General features: G+C 72.6%; 16 protein-coding genes and 2 riboswitches. Of the genes, 9 read left to right on the top strand and 7 right to left on the bottom strand.

The window, feature by feature from the left end; genetic code table 11:
* Positions 1 to 121 precede the first annotated feature (121 nt).
* Positions 122 to 745 carry a TetR family transcriptional regulator gene (locus ACIGXJ_RS02750; protein ID WP_399640682.1) on the top strand — a complete coding sequence of 208 codons (624 nt, stop codon included), beginning with the start codon at positions 122 to 124 and terminating at the stop codon, positions 743 to 745.
* Positions 746 to 791: 46 nt separating this feature from the next.
* Positions 792 to 968, bottom strand: a riboswitch (TPP riboswitch).
* 75 nt (positions 969 to 1,043) lie between these two features.
* Here ACIGXJ_RS02750 and ACIGXJ_RS02755 read toward each other — a convergent pair.
* Positions 1,044 to 1,664 (bottom strand): aminoglycoside phosphotransferase family protein, encoded by a 621-nt coding sequence (locus tag ACIGXJ_RS02755; RefSeq protein WP_399640685.1) that lies wholly within the window; start codon positions 1,662 to 1,664, stop codon positions 1,044 to 1,046.
* Positions 1,665 to 1,753: 89 nt separating this feature from the next.
* Positions 1,754 to 1,895, top strand: a riboswitch (cobalamin riboswitch).
* Positions 1,896 to 1,980: 85 nt separating this feature from the next.
* Here ACIGXJ_RS02755 and ACIGXJ_RS02760 point away from each other — a divergent pair.
* The 7 genes from ACIGXJ_RS02760 to ACIGXJ_RS02790 all read left to right on the top strand — a co-directional run bounded on the left by ACIGXJ_RS02760 (position 1,981) and on the right by ACIGXJ_RS02790 (position 9,980).
* Positions 1,981 to 3,228, top strand: a complete 1,248-nt coding sequence (locus tag ACIGXJ_RS02760; protein WP_399640689.1) for a prenyltransferase/squalene oxidase repeat-containing protein — start codon at positions 1,981 to 1,983, stop codon at positions 3,226 to 3,228.
* The gene (locus ACIGXJ_RS02765; RefSeq protein WP_399640692.1) at positions 3,225 to 3,851 is read left to right on the top strand and encodes an SCO2322 family protein; all 627 of its coding nucleotides are present in this window, start codon (positions 3,225 to 3,227) and stop codon (positions 3,849 to 3,851) included. Before ACIGXJ_RS02760 ends, ACIGXJ_RS02765 begins: the two co-directional genes overlap by 4 nt.
* Complete coding sequence (locus ACIGXJ_RS02770; RefSeq protein WP_399640694.1) at positions 3,844 to 4,938, top strand: energy-coupling factor transporter transmembrane component T; 1,095 nt, start codon at positions 3,844 to 3,846, stop codon at positions 4,936 to 4,938. The genes ACIGXJ_RS02765 and ACIGXJ_RS02770 overlap by 8 nt, the downstream gene beginning before the upstream one ends.
* Entirely contained in the window at positions 4,935 to 6,779 is a 1,845-nt protein-coding gene (locus tag ACIGXJ_RS02775) for an ABC transporter ATP-binding protein (protein WP_399640697.1), read from the top strand. The genes ACIGXJ_RS02770 and ACIGXJ_RS02775 overlap by 4 nt, the downstream gene beginning before the upstream one ends.
* Positions 6,776 to 7,690 carry an ECF transporter S component gene (locus ACIGXJ_RS02780; RefSeq protein WP_399640700.1) on the top strand — a complete coding sequence of 305 codons (915 nt, stop codon included), beginning with the start codon at positions 6,776 to 6,778 and terminating at the stop codon, positions 7,688 to 7,690. Before ACIGXJ_RS02775 ends, ACIGXJ_RS02780 begins: the two co-directional genes overlap by 4 nt.
* A 255-nt stretch (positions 7,691 to 7,945) precedes the next feature.
* A complete protein-coding gene (locus tag ACIGXJ_RS02785) occupies positions 7,946 to 8,362 on the top strand; it encodes a transglycosylase SLT domain-containing protein (protein ID WP_399640703.1) in 417 nt (138 codons plus the stop codon).
* A gap of 448 nt (positions 8,363 to 8,810) precedes the next feature.
* Entirely contained in the window at positions 8,811 to 9,980 is a 1,170-nt protein-coding gene (locus ACIGXJ_RS02790) for a steroid 3-ketoacyl-CoA thiolase (RefSeq protein ID WP_399640706.1), read from the top strand.
* Here the strand turns inward: ACIGXJ_RS02790 and ACIGXJ_RS02795 are convergent.
* The gene (locus ACIGXJ_RS02795) at positions 9,964 to 10,230 is read right to left on the bottom strand and encodes a DUF397 domain-containing protein (protein WP_399640709.1); all 267 of its coding nucleotides are present in this window, start codon (positions 10,228 to 10,230) and stop codon (positions 9,964 to 9,966) included. The genes ACIGXJ_RS02790 and ACIGXJ_RS02795 overlap by 17 nt on opposite strands.
* Positions 10,202 to 11,038, bottom strand: coding sequence for a helix-turn-helix domain-containing protein (locus tag ACIGXJ_RS02800; protein WP_399640712.1), 837 nt, complete (start codon positions 11,036 to 11,038; stop codon positions 10,202 to 10,204). Before ACIGXJ_RS02800 ends, ACIGXJ_RS02795 begins: the two co-directional genes overlap by 29 nt.
* Before the next feature lie 93 nt (positions 11,039 to 11,131).
* Between ACIGXJ_RS02800 and ACIGXJ_RS02805 the strand changes: the two genes are divergently transcribed.
* The gene (locus ACIGXJ_RS02805) at positions 11,132 to 11,554 is read left to right on the top strand and encodes an ATP-binding protein (protein ID WP_399640715.1); all 423 of its coding nucleotides are present in this window, start codon (positions 11,132 to 11,134) and stop codon (positions 11,552 to 11,554) included.
* Between the two features lie 19 nt (positions 11,555 to 11,573).
* Here the strand turns inward: ACIGXJ_RS02805 and ACIGXJ_RS02810 are convergent, their stop codons facing one another.
* Genes ACIGXJ_RS02810 through ACIGXJ_RS02825 form a run of 4 tightly spaced genes read right to left on the bottom strand, consistent with a single transcriptional unit; the run spans position 11,574 to position 15,163 of the window.
* Positions 11,574 to 12,614 carry a hypothetical protein gene (locus tag ACIGXJ_RS02810; protein WP_399640718.1) on the bottom strand — a complete coding sequence of 347 codons (1,041 nt, stop codon included), beginning with the start codon at positions 12,612 to 12,614 and terminating at the stop codon, positions 11,574 to 11,576.
* A complete protein-coding gene (locus ACIGXJ_RS02815; RefSeq protein WP_399640720.1) occupies positions 12,611 to 13,522 on the bottom strand; it encodes a protein phosphatase 2C domain-containing protein in 912 nt (303 codons plus the stop codon). The genes ACIGXJ_RS02810 and ACIGXJ_RS02815 overlap by 4 nt, the downstream gene beginning before the upstream one ends.
* A complete protein-coding gene (locus ACIGXJ_RS02820; RefSeq protein ID WP_399640723.1) occupies positions 13,522 to 14,199 on the bottom strand; it encodes a hypothetical protein in 678 nt (225 codons plus the stop codon). Before ACIGXJ_RS02820 ends, ACIGXJ_RS02815 begins: the two co-directional genes overlap by 1 nt.
* The gene (locus tag ACIGXJ_RS02825) at positions 14,192 to 15,163 is read right to left on the bottom strand and encodes a hypothetical protein (protein WP_399640726.1); all 972 of its coding nucleotides are present in this window, start codon (positions 15,161 to 15,163) and stop codon (positions 14,192 to 14,194) included. The genes ACIGXJ_RS02820 and ACIGXJ_RS02825 overlap by 8 nt, the downstream gene beginning before the upstream one ends.
* Between the last annotated feature and the right edge of the window lie 137 nt (positions 15,164 to 15,300).

Raw genomic sequence — 15,300 nt, forward strand, 5'->3', positions numbered from 1 at the left:
GGCAGGTAGCCCTGCTGTGAGAAGTGGATCAGGTGATTCACGCCACGACCTGAGCCTGGCATGATCGGCCCGATCACTCCTCTTCTCCGTCCTGCTCACCGACTGTCACGGAACGGGATCCATGCCTGCGGAAGCCAAGCCGGCCAAGGTCGAGGCCAGTGACGTACGACCGGCGTCCGCGCCGCTGACCGAACGGCAGCAGGCGCGCCGGCGCCGCATCCTGCACGCGACCGCGCAGCTGGCGAGCAGGGGCGGTTTCGACGCGGTGCAGATGCGGGAGGTGGCCGAGTCGTCCCAGGTCGCGCTGGGGACGCTGTACCGCTACTTCCCGTCCAAGGTGCATCTGCTGGTCGCCACGATGCAGGACCAGCTGGAGCACATGCACACCACGCTCAGGAAGAAGCCGCCGGCCGGCGACACGGCCGCCGAGCGCGTCGCCGAGACCCTGATGCGCGCCTTCCGCGGCCTCCAGCGCGAGCCCCATCTCGCCGACGCGATGGTCCGCGCCCTGACCTTCGCCGACCGCAGCGTGTCCCCCGAGGTGGACCAGGTCTCCCGCCAGACGACGGCGATCATCCTCGACGCGATGGGGCTGGAGTCCCCGAGCCCGGCCCAGCTCTCCGCCGTCCGCGTCATCGAGCACACCTGGCACTCGGCGCTGATCACCTGGCTGTCCGGCCGGGCCTCCATCGCCCAGGTCCGCATCGACATCGAGACGGCGTGCCGCCTGATCGACGACGTGTGAGCACGTAGAGGGCGGCTGGGCACGAAGAAGACCTACGACACGAAGAAGACCTACGAGACGGGTTCCCTTCGCCGGTATGACCCGGATCAGGTTCTGGGGGTCACCGTCGAGCCCGACTGCTGCTCTGCGGCCTCTCAGCCCGGACCGTCGACGTCGGCACCGGCGAAAGCGTTGCTTTCCGCCGAAGTCGGCTACTCCGGTTCGGACTCCCTCACTCGCCTCGTAGGCTGATTCCAGAATAAAACGCCCAGAACAGGATGGAACCCCCTGGGGGCAAGATTTTTACGGCAGCGACTTTTTACGTCAGCGACCGGATCAGTCGCTCCGCCTCCCCCAGGGCCGCCACCTCGGCCGGGCCCAGCGTCGGGTTGGCCGCCCGGCGGCGCGGGGCCTGGCGGAGTCCGGGCCCGGTCAGGCCGGGGTCGCCGGACAGCAGGGCGGACAGGCGGACAGCATCGCGCGGGCCGGGGCGGCCAACTCGGGGCCGGTCACCGCGGCCTGGGCGAGGATCACCGCGGACATCCCCCAGTCCAGCCCGGGTTCGCCGCCCTCGGTGTTCGACCAGTCGACGACCTGCGGTCCGCCGGGGGGTCAGGACGACGTAGTCCGGGTGGAGGCCGAGGTGGAGGACGCGGGTGCCGGGGCGGCGGCCCGGCAGGGCGTGCAGCGCGCGCAGCAGGTGCGCGAGCACGGCCCCCGCCTCGCCCGGCGCCAGGTCGCCCGCCGCGCAGGCCCGGAGCGTCGTCGGACCCGCCGGCCGCCGCATCACCGGGTCCGTGCGGGAGGAGTCGGCCAGGCACACCCGCGGCACCGGGCAGCCGTGGCCGCGGACGTACTCCATCACGGCGCCCTCGGCGAGCGCGTCGCCCCACCCTGCGCGGTCGCGCCGCAGCACCCGTTCCGCGTCGATCTCGTACACGTCGGCGCTGCGGCCGGAGCCCGGCAGTCTCCCCGGAGGTGCCGGCGCGGCCCGACCGTATCCGGGCCTGCGGGCTGGCCTCGGCCCGCCCCGTACGGGCCGGTACAGTGGCGGCGTCGTCATCACACCCGTACAGGGGGAAGCCGGTGCAATTCCGGCGCTGACCCGCAACCGTATGCCTGGCTGGACACCGCCCGGTGAGCCGGATCGCCCTGTCGGCCACGTGAAACGGCTCACGCACCGTCGAGGTCTACGGAGCCGAGCCGCCCGGGGTCGTCCCGCGCTGCCCGGTTCCCCCTAGGGGAGAGGCACCCGCATGAACGTCCGCCGCAGCGCCGCGGCCCTGGCCGCCGTCGTCGCCGTACTCGGCGGCGCCGCGCCCGCCTTCGCCGCCGGCCCCTCGCCCTCGCCGTCCGTGCGGCTGCCCGACGGTCTGTACGGCACCGGCGACCCGACGTACGACGGTGTATGGCGGCAGTCGCTGACGCTGCTCGCGCAGACCGAGCAGGGCGTGGACCCGGCGGACGAGGCCGTCGACTGGCTGGCCGGGCAGAGCTGCGCGAACGGCGCGTTCGCCGCCTTCCGCCCCGACCCGGCCCGACCCTGTGACGCCAGGACGATGGTCGACACCAACAGCACGGCCGTCGCCGTGCAGGCCCTCGCCGCGACCGGCGGCCACGAGGACGTGCCGCGCAAGGCGGTGGCCTGGCTGAAGTCGGTGCAGAACCAGGACGGCGGCTGGGGCTACACCCCGGGCAGCCCCAGCGACGCCAACTCCACCTCCGTCGTCGTGGGCGCCCTCGCCGCCGCCGGTCAGCAGCCCGGCGAGGTCGCCAAGGCCGGCAAGTCCCCCTACGACGCCCTCCTGAAGCTCGCCCTGCCGTGCACCGGCAAGGACGCGGGCGCCTTCGCCTACCAGCCCGACAAGAAGGGCGCCCTGGCCGCCAACGCCGACGCGACAGCCGCGGCCGTGATCGGCGCCTACGGCGAGCCCCTCGCCGGGCACAACGCCGCCGGCGACAACGTCGCCACCTCCTGCGAGAAGCCCACCGACCCGGAGCAGGCGGCCCACAACGGCGCCGCCTACCTCGCCAAGGCCATGGCCGAGGACAAGCACCTGATGTCCGCGATGCCCGGCGCCGAGAACCAGCCCGACTACGGCAACACCGCCGACGCGGTCGTCGCCCTCGCCGCGGCCGGCTTCGGCGAGCAGGCCACCGCCTCGGCACACTGGCTGGAGGCGAACGCCCTGAAGTGGGCGGAGCAGTCCGGCCCGGCCGCCTACGCGCAGCTCGTGTTCGCCGCCCAGGCCGGCGGCATCGACCCGCACGAGTTCGGCGGCGAGGACCTCCTCGCCCTCCTCAACGCCACCGGGCCCGCCCCGGACGCCGTGGACGAGGCCACCGGGAAGACGACCGACAAGGCGACCGGCAAGGCGACCGACGAGTCCGCCGAGGACGGCGACGACGACGGCGTCAGCGTCTGGTGGATCGTCGGCGTCGGTCTCGTCGGCGGTATCGGCATCGGCTTCCTGATCAGCGGCCGCAGGAAGCCCCGCGCATGACGCGCCGCCTCCTGCTCCCCTTCCTGGCCGCGCTCCTGCTCACGGGCGCGGCCACGGCCTCCGCCCACGCCGCCGGCTACCGCTACTGGTCCTTCTGGGACCGCGACGGTGCCCGCTGGGTCTACGCCACCCAGGGCCCGGCCACGGCCCGCCCGTCCGACGGGGACGTGCAGGGCTTCCGGTTCGCGGTCAGCGAGGACTCCCAGGACGCCGACCAGCCGCGCGGCAGCGCCGACTTCACGGCGATCTGCGCCGGCACCCCGGCGCGGCAGGGCACGAAACGCGTCGCCCTGGTCCTCGACTTCGGGACACCCGCCGACGCCCCCTCGGGCGAGGCCCCGCCGCGGGCCCGTACGGCGTGCGCCCGTGTCTCCCCGGACGCGACGACCGCCGAGGCCCTGGCGGCCGTGGCGAAACCCCTGCGCTACGACACCAACGCCCTGCTGTGCGCCATCTCGGGCTACCCGGAGCAGGGCTGCGGCGAGCAGGTGTCACGGGACACCGAGCCCACCCGGGCGAGGAAGGACACCGACGACGGCCCCTCCCTCGGTCTGATCGGCGGCGTCGCCGTGATCGTGCTGCTGGGCGCGGCCGGGATCCGGCAGGCACGCCGCCGTGCGTGACGGCACGCCGCTGCACCCCGGTGCGTGGTGGCTGTGGGCCCTCGGTCTGGGCACCGCGGCCACCCGCACCACCAACCCGCTGCTGCTCGGCCTGCTCGTCGCCGTCTCCGGTTACGTCGTCGCGGTGCGCCGCCCCGACGCCCCCTGGGCCCGCTCCTACGGCGCCTTCGTCCGGCTGGGCCTCGTGGTGCTGGCCGTCCGGCTGCTGTTCGCGTTCTTCCTCGGCTCGCCGATCCCCGGCACGCACGTCCTGCTGACCCTGCCCGAAGTGCCGCTGCCCGACTGGGCGCAGGGCATCCGCCTGGGTGGCCGGGTGACGGTCGAGGGCCTGGTGTTCGCCTTCTACGACGCCCTGCGGCTGGCCGCGCTGCTCGTCTGCGTCGGCGCCGCGAACGCCCTCGCCAACCCGTCGCGGCTGCTGAAGGCCCTGCCGGGCGCGCTGTACGAGACGGGCGTGGCCGTGGTCGTCGCCCTCACCTTCGCCCCGCATCTGATCACGGACGTGCGGCGGCTGCGCGCCGCCCGCCGCCTGCGCGGCCGCCCGGACCGGGGCGTGCGCGGTCTGCTGCACGTCGGACTGCCCGTCCTGGAGGGCGCGTTGGAGCGTTCCGTCGCGCTCGCCGCGGCGATGGACTCACGCGGGTACGGCCGTACGGTCCAGGTGCCCGCCGCGGTACGCCGTACGACGGCCGCGCTCACCGTGGCGGGCCTGCTGGGGGTGTGCGCGGGGACGTACGGGCTGCTGACCGCCGCGGGCGGCGTCTACGGGCTGCCGGTGCTGCTGGCCGGGCTCGCGGCGGCGGTCGCCGGGCTGTGGCTGGGCGGCCGCCGCACTCCGCGCACCCGCTACCGCCCGGACCGCTGGGACGTACGGGCCTGGCTGGTGGCGGCCTCGGGCGCGGGGGTCGCCGCGCTGCTGACGCTGGCGGCGAGCCGCGATCCCGGGGCGCTGAGGCCCGGCGTGGTCCCGCTGGTGGCGCCGGAGCTGCCGCTGTGGCCGGGCGCGGCCTGTCTGCTCGGCCTGCTGCCGGTGCTGGTCACCCCGCCCCCGAAATCCCTCAGGTCCGGTGAGGAGGAGCCGTCGTGATCCGTTTCGAGAATGTGTTCATCACGTACGAGGGCGCGGCCGAACCCTCCGTCCGCGGCGTCGACTTCGAGGTGCCGGAAGGCGAACTCGTCCTGCTGGCCGGTCCGTCGGGCGTGGGCAAGTCCACGGTCCTCGGCGCGGTCGGCGGCCTCGTCCCGCACTTCACCGGCGGCACCCTGCGGGGCCGGGTGACGGTCGCGGGCCGTGACACGCGCACGCACAAGCCGCGCGACCTCGCGGACGTGGTCGGCACGGTCGGCCAGGACCCGCTGTCCCACTTCGTGACCGACACGGTCGAGGAGGAACTCGCCTACGGCATGGAGTCGTTGGGCCTGCCGCCCGAGGTGATGCGCCGCCGGGTGGAGGAGACCCTGGACCTGCTGGGCCTGGCCGCCCTGCGCGACCGCCCGCTCGCCACCCTCTCCGGCGGTCAGCAGCAGCGTGTCGCCATCGGCTCGGTCCTCACGGCCCACCCGAGTGTGCTGGTGCTGGACGAACCGACCTCCGCGCTCGACCCGGCCGCCGCGGAGGAGGTCCTCGCCGTCCTGCAGCGCCTCGTCCACGATCTCGGCACGACGATCCTCATGGCCGAGCACCGCCTGGAGCGGGTCATCCACTACGCCGACCGCATCCTGCTGCTCCCGGCGCCGGGAGAGCCGCCGCTGCTGGGCACCCCGTCGGAGGTCATGGCCGTGTCCCCGGTGTGCCCGCCGGTGGTGGAGCTGGGCCGTACGGCGGGCTGGTCGCCCCTGCCCCTGACGGTCCGGGACGCCCGCCGCAGGGCGGCGGACCTGCGGGCGCGGCTGGCGGACCGGGAGCCGGAGGCCGTACGGCGGCAGCCGGCGGTCGGGCAGGACGGATCGGCCGGCCGGACGGCCGATGAGTCCCCCGCCGGGCCGGTGACGGTCGCGGCCCTCGCTGCCGGATCCCCGGCGGCGCCCGCCGGACCGGCGACGGCGCGGGCCGGGCACCGAGCGGCCAAGGCCCCGGCGGAGCGCCGGGCCGGCGAGGCCCCCGCCCGCCCGGCCGGGCCTGCCCGCATCCGCCGTCTCTTCGCCCGCCCCGCTCCGGCCGCCTCCGACACTCCCGCGCCGATCGCGGAGGTCCGCTCCCTGGCGGTCCGCCGCGGCCGCGTACCCGCCCTGCGCGAGGTCGACCTCACCGTCGGCCCAGGCGAGACGATCGCCCTGATGGGCCGCAACGGCGCCGGCAAGTCCACCTTGCTGTCCGCCCTGGTCGGCCTGGTCGAGCCGGCCAAGGGCACGGTCCACACCGGCGGAGCCGTCCCGCACCGCACACCTCCGCGCGACCTCGTCCGCCGGGTGGGCCTCGTACCGCAGGAACCACGGGATCTGCTGTACGCCGACACGGTCGCGGGCGAGTGCGCGCAGGCGGACCGGGACGCGGGGGCGGAGCCGGGCACGTGCCGGGCTCTGGTGTCGCGGCTGCTGCCGGGCGTGGCGGACGGCACGCACCCGAGGGACCTCTCCGAGGGCCAGCGGCTGTCCCTGGCCCTGGCGGTCGTGCTCGCGGCGCGGCCGCCCCTGCTGCTGCTCGACGAGCCGACCCGGGGCCTGGACTACGCGGCGAAGGCCCGGCTGGTCACGCTGCTGCGCGGCCTGGCCGCCGAGGGGCACGCGATCGTGCTGGCCACGCACGACGTGGAGCTGGCGGCCGAGCTGGCCCACCGGGTGGTGCTGCTGGCGGACGGCGAGGTCATCGCCGACGGTCCGGCCGCCGAGGTGGTGGTCTCCTCCCCGTCCTACGCCCCCCAGGTGGCGAAGATCCTCGCCCCGCAGAAGTGGCTCACGGTGGCCCAGGTGAGGAGGGCGCTGGCATGACGACACCGCGTGACCGAAAGGCCCGTGCCGTCCGCCTCGGCCCGCGCTCGACCGTCTCCCTGACGCTGGTCAGCCTGGTCGGCATCGGTGGGCTGGCCTGGCCCTTCTTCGCCCCGCCCGCCTCCTCCGCGGTGGCCCACGCGCAGGACGCGCCCTGGCTGTTCGCGGGCGTCCTCGCCCTCCTGGTGGCGGTGGTGGCGGCGACGATCGCGGAGGCGGGGCTCGGGCCGAAGGCGGTGGCGATGCTGGGCGTGCTCGCCGCGGCCGGGGCGGCGCTGCGGCCGATGGGGGCGAACACGGCCGGCCTAGAGCCGATGTTCTTCCTGATGGTCCTCAGCGGCCGGGTCCTGGGCCCCGGCTTCGGCTTCACCCTGGGCTGCGTCACGATGTTCGCCTCGGCGCTGCTGACCGGCGGGGTCGGCCCCTGGCTGCCCTACCAGATGCTGTCGATGGGCTGGTTCACGCTGGGCGCGGCACTGCTGCCGGACGGCGACCGGCTGCGCGGCAGGGCGGAAGTGGCGCTGCTCGCCGCGTACGGCTTCGTCGCCGCGTTCGGCTACGGCACGCTGATGAACATGGCGGGCTGGACCTTCATGAGCCCGGGGACCACCACGATCGCCATGGACCCCGAGGCGGGCCCGGCGGCGAACTTCCTCCGTTTCCTCGCCTACTGCCTGGCCACCTCCATGGGCTGGGACCTCGGCAGAGCGCTCTGCACGCTGGTCCTCACCGTCGTCGTGGGCCCCGGCCTCCTCAAGGCGCTCCGCCGGGGCACCCGCCGGGCCGCTTTCGAGGCGCCCGTCACATTCGACGCCCCCCGGACGCTCGCCCACCGTGAGCACTCGTACGCGGAACGTGACACGACTGGTGAAGCACCCCACATGACCCAGATCACGAACGACCCGGCATAGTAGACAAATCAGGACACCATGCACACGTCATAACGGCCGCTGACCTGCGAATTGAGAGCCACGTCACACAAACGACCATCCCGGCGGATCCGGCCACAACTAGTAAAAGGGGTGATTGCGGGCGTCCGCCGGGCCTGTTTCTCTGGATGACGTCGCACGGCGCCGACGTGCCCCACGGGCCTCGGCGCCGCCGCATGTCCCGGACACCCAGGGACGTACGAGCGACAGCAATGTCCCCGAAGCAAAGGTCTCGCCTTGACTCTCGCCCGCATCCGCCGCGCCCTGTCCCCGAAGAAGGCCCTCACCACCGCCGCCGTGGCCGCCGCCACCGCCGGTATCGCGCTCTCCGCGACCCCCGCGCACGCCGCCCCGATGGCCTCCGAGGCCCAGGCGCAGGCGATCGCGAAGCGGATGATCCCGAACGCCGCGCAGTACAACGCCTTCTCCAAGATCGTCGAACACGAGAGCGGCTGGGACGTCGACGCCACCAACCCGTCCTCCGGCGCCTACGGCCTGGTCCAGGCCCTGCCCGGCTCCAAGATGGCCACCGCCGGCTCCGACTGGAAGACCAACGCCGCCACCCAGATCGAGTGGGGCCTGGACTACATGAACTCCCGCTACGGCAGCCCGGTCGGCGCCTGGAACTTCTGGCAGGCCAACGGCTGGTACTGAGCCGTACCCCTCAGGACCCACAGCACGACTCCACGACTCCATACGGCGCCGACGCGCAGCTCCTCCACGCCGTCGGGCCACGCCGAGCGCAGCCGCCGGGGCGCACCGACCAGCCGTAGCCCCGGCATCAGATCGGCCCCGGCATCGAGGACCGGGCCGGTCTCCGGCGCCCTCGGTCACCACCAGCGCGGTCACGATGTCCTTCGCGGGACACCGTTTCCGCGCTGTCGCCATGTTCGGGCGGCACTGGCGCTGCCCCAGAAACAGTCGGGTGCGAAGGCGGTTCGCGCCGCTACCACCCGCAAGACCCTTGCGGTGACCGGCATCACATCAGCAGACTGCTGGGCGGAACTAGAACACGTACTACTTCTGTCGTTCCGCGTTGGGCCCACGAAGCCCATGAGCCAGGAGAGCCCCCCACGCTCCCTCTCCGAGAGGACCCGCACCCGTGGCCGCCGAACCCGTGATCGTGGAAGCCGTCCGCACCCCCATCGGCAAGCGCGGCGGTGCGCTCGCCAACCTCCATCCCGCCCACCTCCTCGGCGAGACCTACCGCGAACTCCTCGGCCGCACCGGCATCCCCGCCGACTGCGTCGAGCAGATCGTCGGCGGCACGGCGACCCACGCCGGCGAGCAGGCCATGAACCCCGCGCGCACGGCATGGCTGACCATGGGCCTGCCCTACGAGACGGCCGCGACCACGGTCGACGCCCAGTGCGGCTCGTCGCAGCAGGCGTCCCACATGACGGCCAACATGATCGCGGCGGGCGTCATCGACGTGGGCATCTCCTGCGGGGTCGAGTCCATGTCCCGCGTCCCCCTCGGCTCCGCCGCCAAGCACGGACCGGGCAAGCCCTTCCCCGACGAATGGAACGTCGACCTCCCGAACCAGTTCCAGGCCGCCGAACGCATAGCGCACCGGCGCGGCCTGACCCGGGCGGACGTCGACGCCCTGGGCCTGCTCTCCCGGCAGCGCGCGGCCGCGGCCTGGGCGGAGGAGCGCTTCAAGCGGGAGACCTTCGCGGTCCAGGTGCCCACGACGGAGGAGGAGCAGTACGCCGGTCAGGGCATGTGGCGCCTGGTGGACAGGGACGAGGGCCTGCGTGACACGTCCATGGAGGCCCTGGCGCGCCTGAAGCCGGTGACGCCGACGGCGGTGCACACGGCCGGCAACTCCGCGCAGATCTCCGACGGCGCCGCCGCCCTCATGTGGGCGTCCAAGCGGATGGCCCGCGCCCTGAAGCTGAAGCCGAGGGCCCGGATCGTCGCCCAGGCCCTCGTCGGCGCCGACCCCCACTTCCACCTGGACGGGCCGATCGACGCGACGAAGGCCGTGCTGGGCAAGGCCGGCATGTCCCTCCGGGACATCGACCTGGTGGAGATCAACGAGGCGTTCGCGTCGGTCGTCCTGAGCTGGGCCCAGGTCTTCGACCAGGACCTGGACAAGGTCAACGTCAACGGCGGTGGAATCGCCCTCGGCCACCCGGTGGGCGCGACGGGCGCGCGCCTCATCACGACGGCGCTGCACGAACTGGAGCGCGCCGACAAGGAGTTCGCGCTGATCACCATGTGCGCGGGCGGCGCACTGGCGACCGGCACGATCATTCAGCGGCTGTAGCCGCAGCCCACCTCGTGAACGCCGAGAACACCGCGGGCCGGAGCGTGAGGACCGGACCCGCGGGGTTCTTGGAGTCACGGACGGAGACGGCGGCGGGGCGGTTGGCGACTTCGAGGCACGAGCCGCCCTGGTCGCCGCTGTACGAGGACTTATGCCAGGCCAGAGCTCCGGCGGGCGCGCACTCCACGCAATCGCCGCCCTGGTCGCTGCTGTAGCTGGACTTACGCCACTGAATCGCCTGGTCCTGCATAGCGTTCCTCCATCACTCGCCGGATCAGCTCCGCCGAATCCTTGAGGGAGAGAGCGGCGGCCCGGAGATGATCGTAACGGAGTGAACAGTCCTTGACTGTGTCCGGATTGGCGGTCGGATGCCCGGCGCCGTAGCCCTCGGTATAGACAATGGCCGGGTCACGCGCGAAGCGATAGATGTTGAACGAGCCCGTCAGTCCCGCGTGCGCACCGGCCGAAAACGGCAGCACCTGGACGTTGATCCGCGGATTGCCCTCGAACGACAACAGGTGGGCGAGTTGCTGCCGCATCACCGCCGCGTCACCCATTCCCTGGCACAGCGCAGCCTCGCTGAGCACCATCCAGAAGACCGGCGGCTCCTCCCTCTCGAAGATCCGCTGACGCGCGAGTCGGGCGGCGGTGCGGTCTTCGAGGTCGGTCTCATCCAGCGCGCCGAGGACCGCACGCGCGTAGCCCTCCGTCTGAAGCAGGCCATGCACCATGTGCGTCTGGAAGGTGCAGATCTCGACGGCCCGGACCTCCAGCTCGGCAACCTGCTGAAACCAGACGGGCAGTTGAGACCGCAGGACCAGGTCCACGAGCCGGGACAGTAAGCCACCCGTCCCCAGAGCCGCGTCGACCCGCTCGCTGAACTCCAGCGTGGGCACTTTCCGGGCGGTCTCGATCTGCCCGATGAGCGACCCCGTATAGCTGACGACGTCACCGAGCTGCCGCTGTGTGAGGCCGGCGGCCTCCCGATGCCGACGCAGCTCGAAGCCGTAGTAGTCGAGGGGCGAGGCCCCTGGGTCGAGGACGTTGATGTGGACCATGCGGACAGCCCCTCCCACCGAACTCCGCTCACAGCGGGACCCGTTGTATCGGTTCGGTAGCCCAGCGTAGTCACGGCAGGCCAGCCTCGTCCCGTGAACGAATACATTCCCCCGATGCTCCTGGCGCCGTACTCCCCCCACTACCGCATGAGCCTGACGGTGGGCGAACACTCGGCGGCCCCCATCCGCCGTATCGCCCGCTCGCTGCTGGAGGAGTGGGAACTGCCGGCGCTCGTGGAGGCGACAGAGCTGGCCCTGACGGAGCTGCTGGCCAACGTCGTACGGCACGTCCCGGACCGCCGCTGCACGCTGCTGATCCTGCGTCAGGAGCGGGGCGTACGGGTGGAGGTCTCGGACGGCAGCCCCCACCACCCGGCGCCCCTGTCCGGCCTTCCCCTGGACGCGGAGAACGGCCGGGGCCTGCGTCTGGTGGACGCGGTGACGGACAAGTGGGGCGTGTGCCCGGCACCGGGGGACGGCAAGACGGTGTGGTTCGAGTGCGGCGCCGCAACCTGATGCCCGTAGGTGGGCCGCTTCAGCGGGCCTGCACGAGCAGCCCCACCAACAGGCTGACGAGTACCACTGCCATCAGCAGAACGCAGCCGAACGTGCCACCGTTCTCGGCCGGCCCTACGACGGGGGTATCGGAGCTGTGCAGCCGTACGGGCGACCGACGGGGGCCGCCCCTCGCGGCGCCCCCCGTGGAGGGCCGGAAGGCGGTCTGAAGGGTCGCGGCCGCCTCCAGGGCCGCTCGCCACTCCCCCAATGATGGGCGGTTGGCGGGGCGGACGTCGAGGCTCCGCCTCGCCAGCGCGCCGAGCCGGGAATCGATCGCGGCGAGATCCGCAGGGCCGCCGCCGGACTGCTCCCTGGCGAACACACGGATCGCGAGGAGTCCGAACTTGTAGGCGTCCCCCGCTTCGCTCACGACGGTCTCCCCCGGCGGCACCTCCCAGCTCGGGGTCTGCACCTGCGGCAGGACGGTCCGACCTCTGAACTGGACCGAGTCGCAGTCCATGAGGAAACAGTGCGGGTGCGGGTCGAAGGAGAACAGAACGTTCTTGGGCGACAGATCGCCCACCACGACCCCCAGCTCGTGCAGTTCGGCGAGCAGCCGCGCCAGGTCCGCGAGGAGCAGCAGCAGCTGCCGCGGGGTGGGTTCCTCGCCGATGACCCTGCGGATGTAGTCGGTCGAGTTGAGCAGGAACTCGAATCCGGCGGGCCGTTTCGTACCTGGCGCGAAGGACGGCTCGATGTAGAACTCCTCAGGAGCGGCCCGCATGAGGAAGCCGACGGCGCGTCCCTGCTCCTCCACCACAGCGGCGGGCCAGGCCATGTGTTCGCCGAGCCACTGTCCGCGGTCGTAGTCGATGCCGGAAAAAAGGGAGGCCATGTCCTTGAGCACGTCCCCATCGACCGGGGTCCGCTGCCGGTACTGCTTGTAGACGACCGGCCACGAGCCGTTGATGCGGAGCCTCTGGACGGCGTACACCCTCCCCTGCCCGCCGTCGCCGAGCATCTCGCCCAGGAGGATGTGCTCCTTCGACATCCGGGGCGTCTCGACGCCGCCGCTCATCGCTCACCATCCTTCGGCCATACAGCCAGCAGACTGCGGTCGTCGTCGAAGGTGTCCCAGGAGAAGTCGAGCAGGTACCCGAGCGCGACAGCCGGCACGGGCGCGGCCAGTTCACGACCGAAGATGCGCCCCACAGCACCGGTTCCGTCCCCGAGGGCGTCCGCGAACCCGTCCGTGCCTACCAGGAGCACGCCCTGCGGGGGCACTGTCACTCGGACCGGCTCCAGGGCCGACGGAATCCTCGGCAGCGCGACCACCTCCGCTGTGTCCGGCTCGTCCACGGCCACGTCGCGGCGCGGGAAGAGCCGGGTGTAGCGCCGCCGGTTCAGCAGCCAGGCACCTGAGTCGCCTACGCGCACCAGGGACGCGGTGATCGAGCCGTCGCCGGCGGGCAGCACGACACCGGTGATCAGGGTCGTGGCGAGACGTCGTTCCGCCTCTGCGCGGGCCCTGTCGTCGGGCTCCGCGCCTCCGGTGACGCGCATCACGAGCTGCCAGGCCGCGTGGTGGGCGGCTCGCCGCAGATCGATGTCGCCGGCGTCGGTGTCCAGTTGGCTCATGATGTCGTCGACCGCGGTCCGGCAGGCGAGGACGGCGCCGACATGTGCCTCCTCGGCGGCCGAGACCCCGTCGGCCACGGCAAAGGCGAGCGCGTTGGTGTGCGGGTGGGCGCGCACGGCGACGTCGTCCTGCCGCGGCTCTCCGTGGTGGCGGTGCCCGTGGCCCCGCACCGAGGCCAGCCGGAGGGTCAGACCGGAAAGCGACCAGCCGTCGCAGACGGTGTCCGGACGGTAGGGGCCGACCGACGGGGGGCGGGGCTCCGTCAGGCTCACCGGAGTTCCGATCACCAGTGGCTGCTGCCGGGCGGGGCCCTCGGTGCCGTCCGGGCGCGGGGTGGGGTCGGCCATCAGATCTCGTCGATCGCCAGGCGGAAGCCCTCAGGGCGTTCCACGACGAGTTCGGGTGTCCCAGCCCCGATCCGGCTGCCCGAGACGATCACGCTTCTGGTGAGCGAGGCGAAGAACTCGCGCGCGGCGCCCGAGAGGTCCATGTCCTGGGTGACGAAGGCGAACTCCGGCCGGCTGGCGATGGCCGCCACCACCGACGCGTCGGCCGCGCCGATTCCGCAGGCGATGATGTTCGGTGCGGCGGCAGTCACCCGACGGTCAGTCAGCGCAGCGTAGGAGTCCGTCCAGTCGTCGGTCGGCATCCCGTCCGTCATGAAGAACAGCACCGGCCGGTGCACCAGATGGCCGGTCGCCTTCAGCGCGGCCACGTCGAGGGGGATCTGCTCGGCGAGCGTCCGGAAAAGCGCCCCGTAGCAGGTCTGTCCGGAGGGCTGGAGCCAGGGGAAGCGGTCCGGGACGAGATCGCGGAGGTCGGTGAGCGGCAGCCGCAGTACGGCCTCGTCCGAAAATCCCAGCACCGCCAGCCGTACCTTCGAGGCCGCCATCGGTTCACCCAGCAGCGCCGCGTGGAAGGCGGCGAGGCCGGCGTTGAGATCTTCTGTGTACGGCAGCATGGAGGCTGACTCGTCCGCCGCGACGTACACCGGCAGCACAGGACCGCGGCCACGGTCAGGCACGGTGATCACCTGTCCTGTCCCGACTTCCCCAGCGTTCCATGGCCTCCCCCTGCGCTGTCGTCCGTGCACCGGCGTGCAGCAGCCGTACTCCGTACACCATCGCACCGATCAGGCAGCCCAGCAGGCTTCCCCCGGCAGCCGTCCATAACGCGACGCCGACCGCCCCGCCGTGCTGGATCCCGGCGCCCACGCCCAGCGCGAGCCCGAGCAGCCCACCGCAGCCGGCCAGACCGGCCAGCGCGTCGCGGATCAGAAAGATCCGCCCGACGTCGGCGCCACCCATGCTCGCGATCACGGTGCCGGTGAACATGCCGACGGCCAGCCCCACGATCGCGCCGACCGCGCCGTGGAAGGGCGACTCGGTGAGCGGCAGGACCGCGCTGTTCACGAGCAGACCGACCACCAGGCCGAGCAGCAGGCCGAACAGCCCATGGACGCCGAGGACTCCCAGGGGCTGACGCCACTTCCCGGCAGGCGCGCGGCGCGGGCCGCCGTCCGCCTTGACAGCCGCCGCCTCACTGCGGGCGGCGGCACGGATGCGTTCGGCGTCGGCGTGTGCGGCGGCGTACATGGCGGCCACCATTTCCTCGGCAGCGGCGTTGCGGGCGGCCACGGAGTCAGGAGGGGGAGCGCGGTCCGTCACCGGGGCGGCGTCGACGACGGCCTTGGCCTTGCGCCAGAGCTCCAGGAACCGGCGCTCCGCGGTGTCGGGGTCGTCATGGCGCGCCGCGAGGCACAAGTGGCCGACTACGACCTGCCACTTCTCCCACTTCGGCACGGTGCCGATGCCGTTCAGCATCTTACGGACCGTCTCGTAACTGACGCCCAGCTCGATTCCGTGCCGCTTGGTGATCTGATCGGCGACCTTGCGCAGCGACGGTTTACCGGCTTCGTCGTGCAGTTGACGTAGTGCCTGCACCAACTCGCCGTGCGCACCGGCCGGGAGGTTGTCTTCGGTCAGCACACGCTCCTCCCCCGAAGCGCCGAATGGTGTCAAGCGTTGTCAAGGACCGGCCACCGCGCCCGTCACGCCGTGTCAACCAGCCGACTTGCCGTCAACGGCGTTGAGACTACCGCCACTTGCCGGCCGTCTACGAGCAG

The organism is Streptomyces sp. NPDC053367 (assembly GCF_044545925.1).
GTDB lineage: Bacteria > Actinomycetota > Actinomycetes > Streptomycetales > Streptomycetaceae > Streptomyces.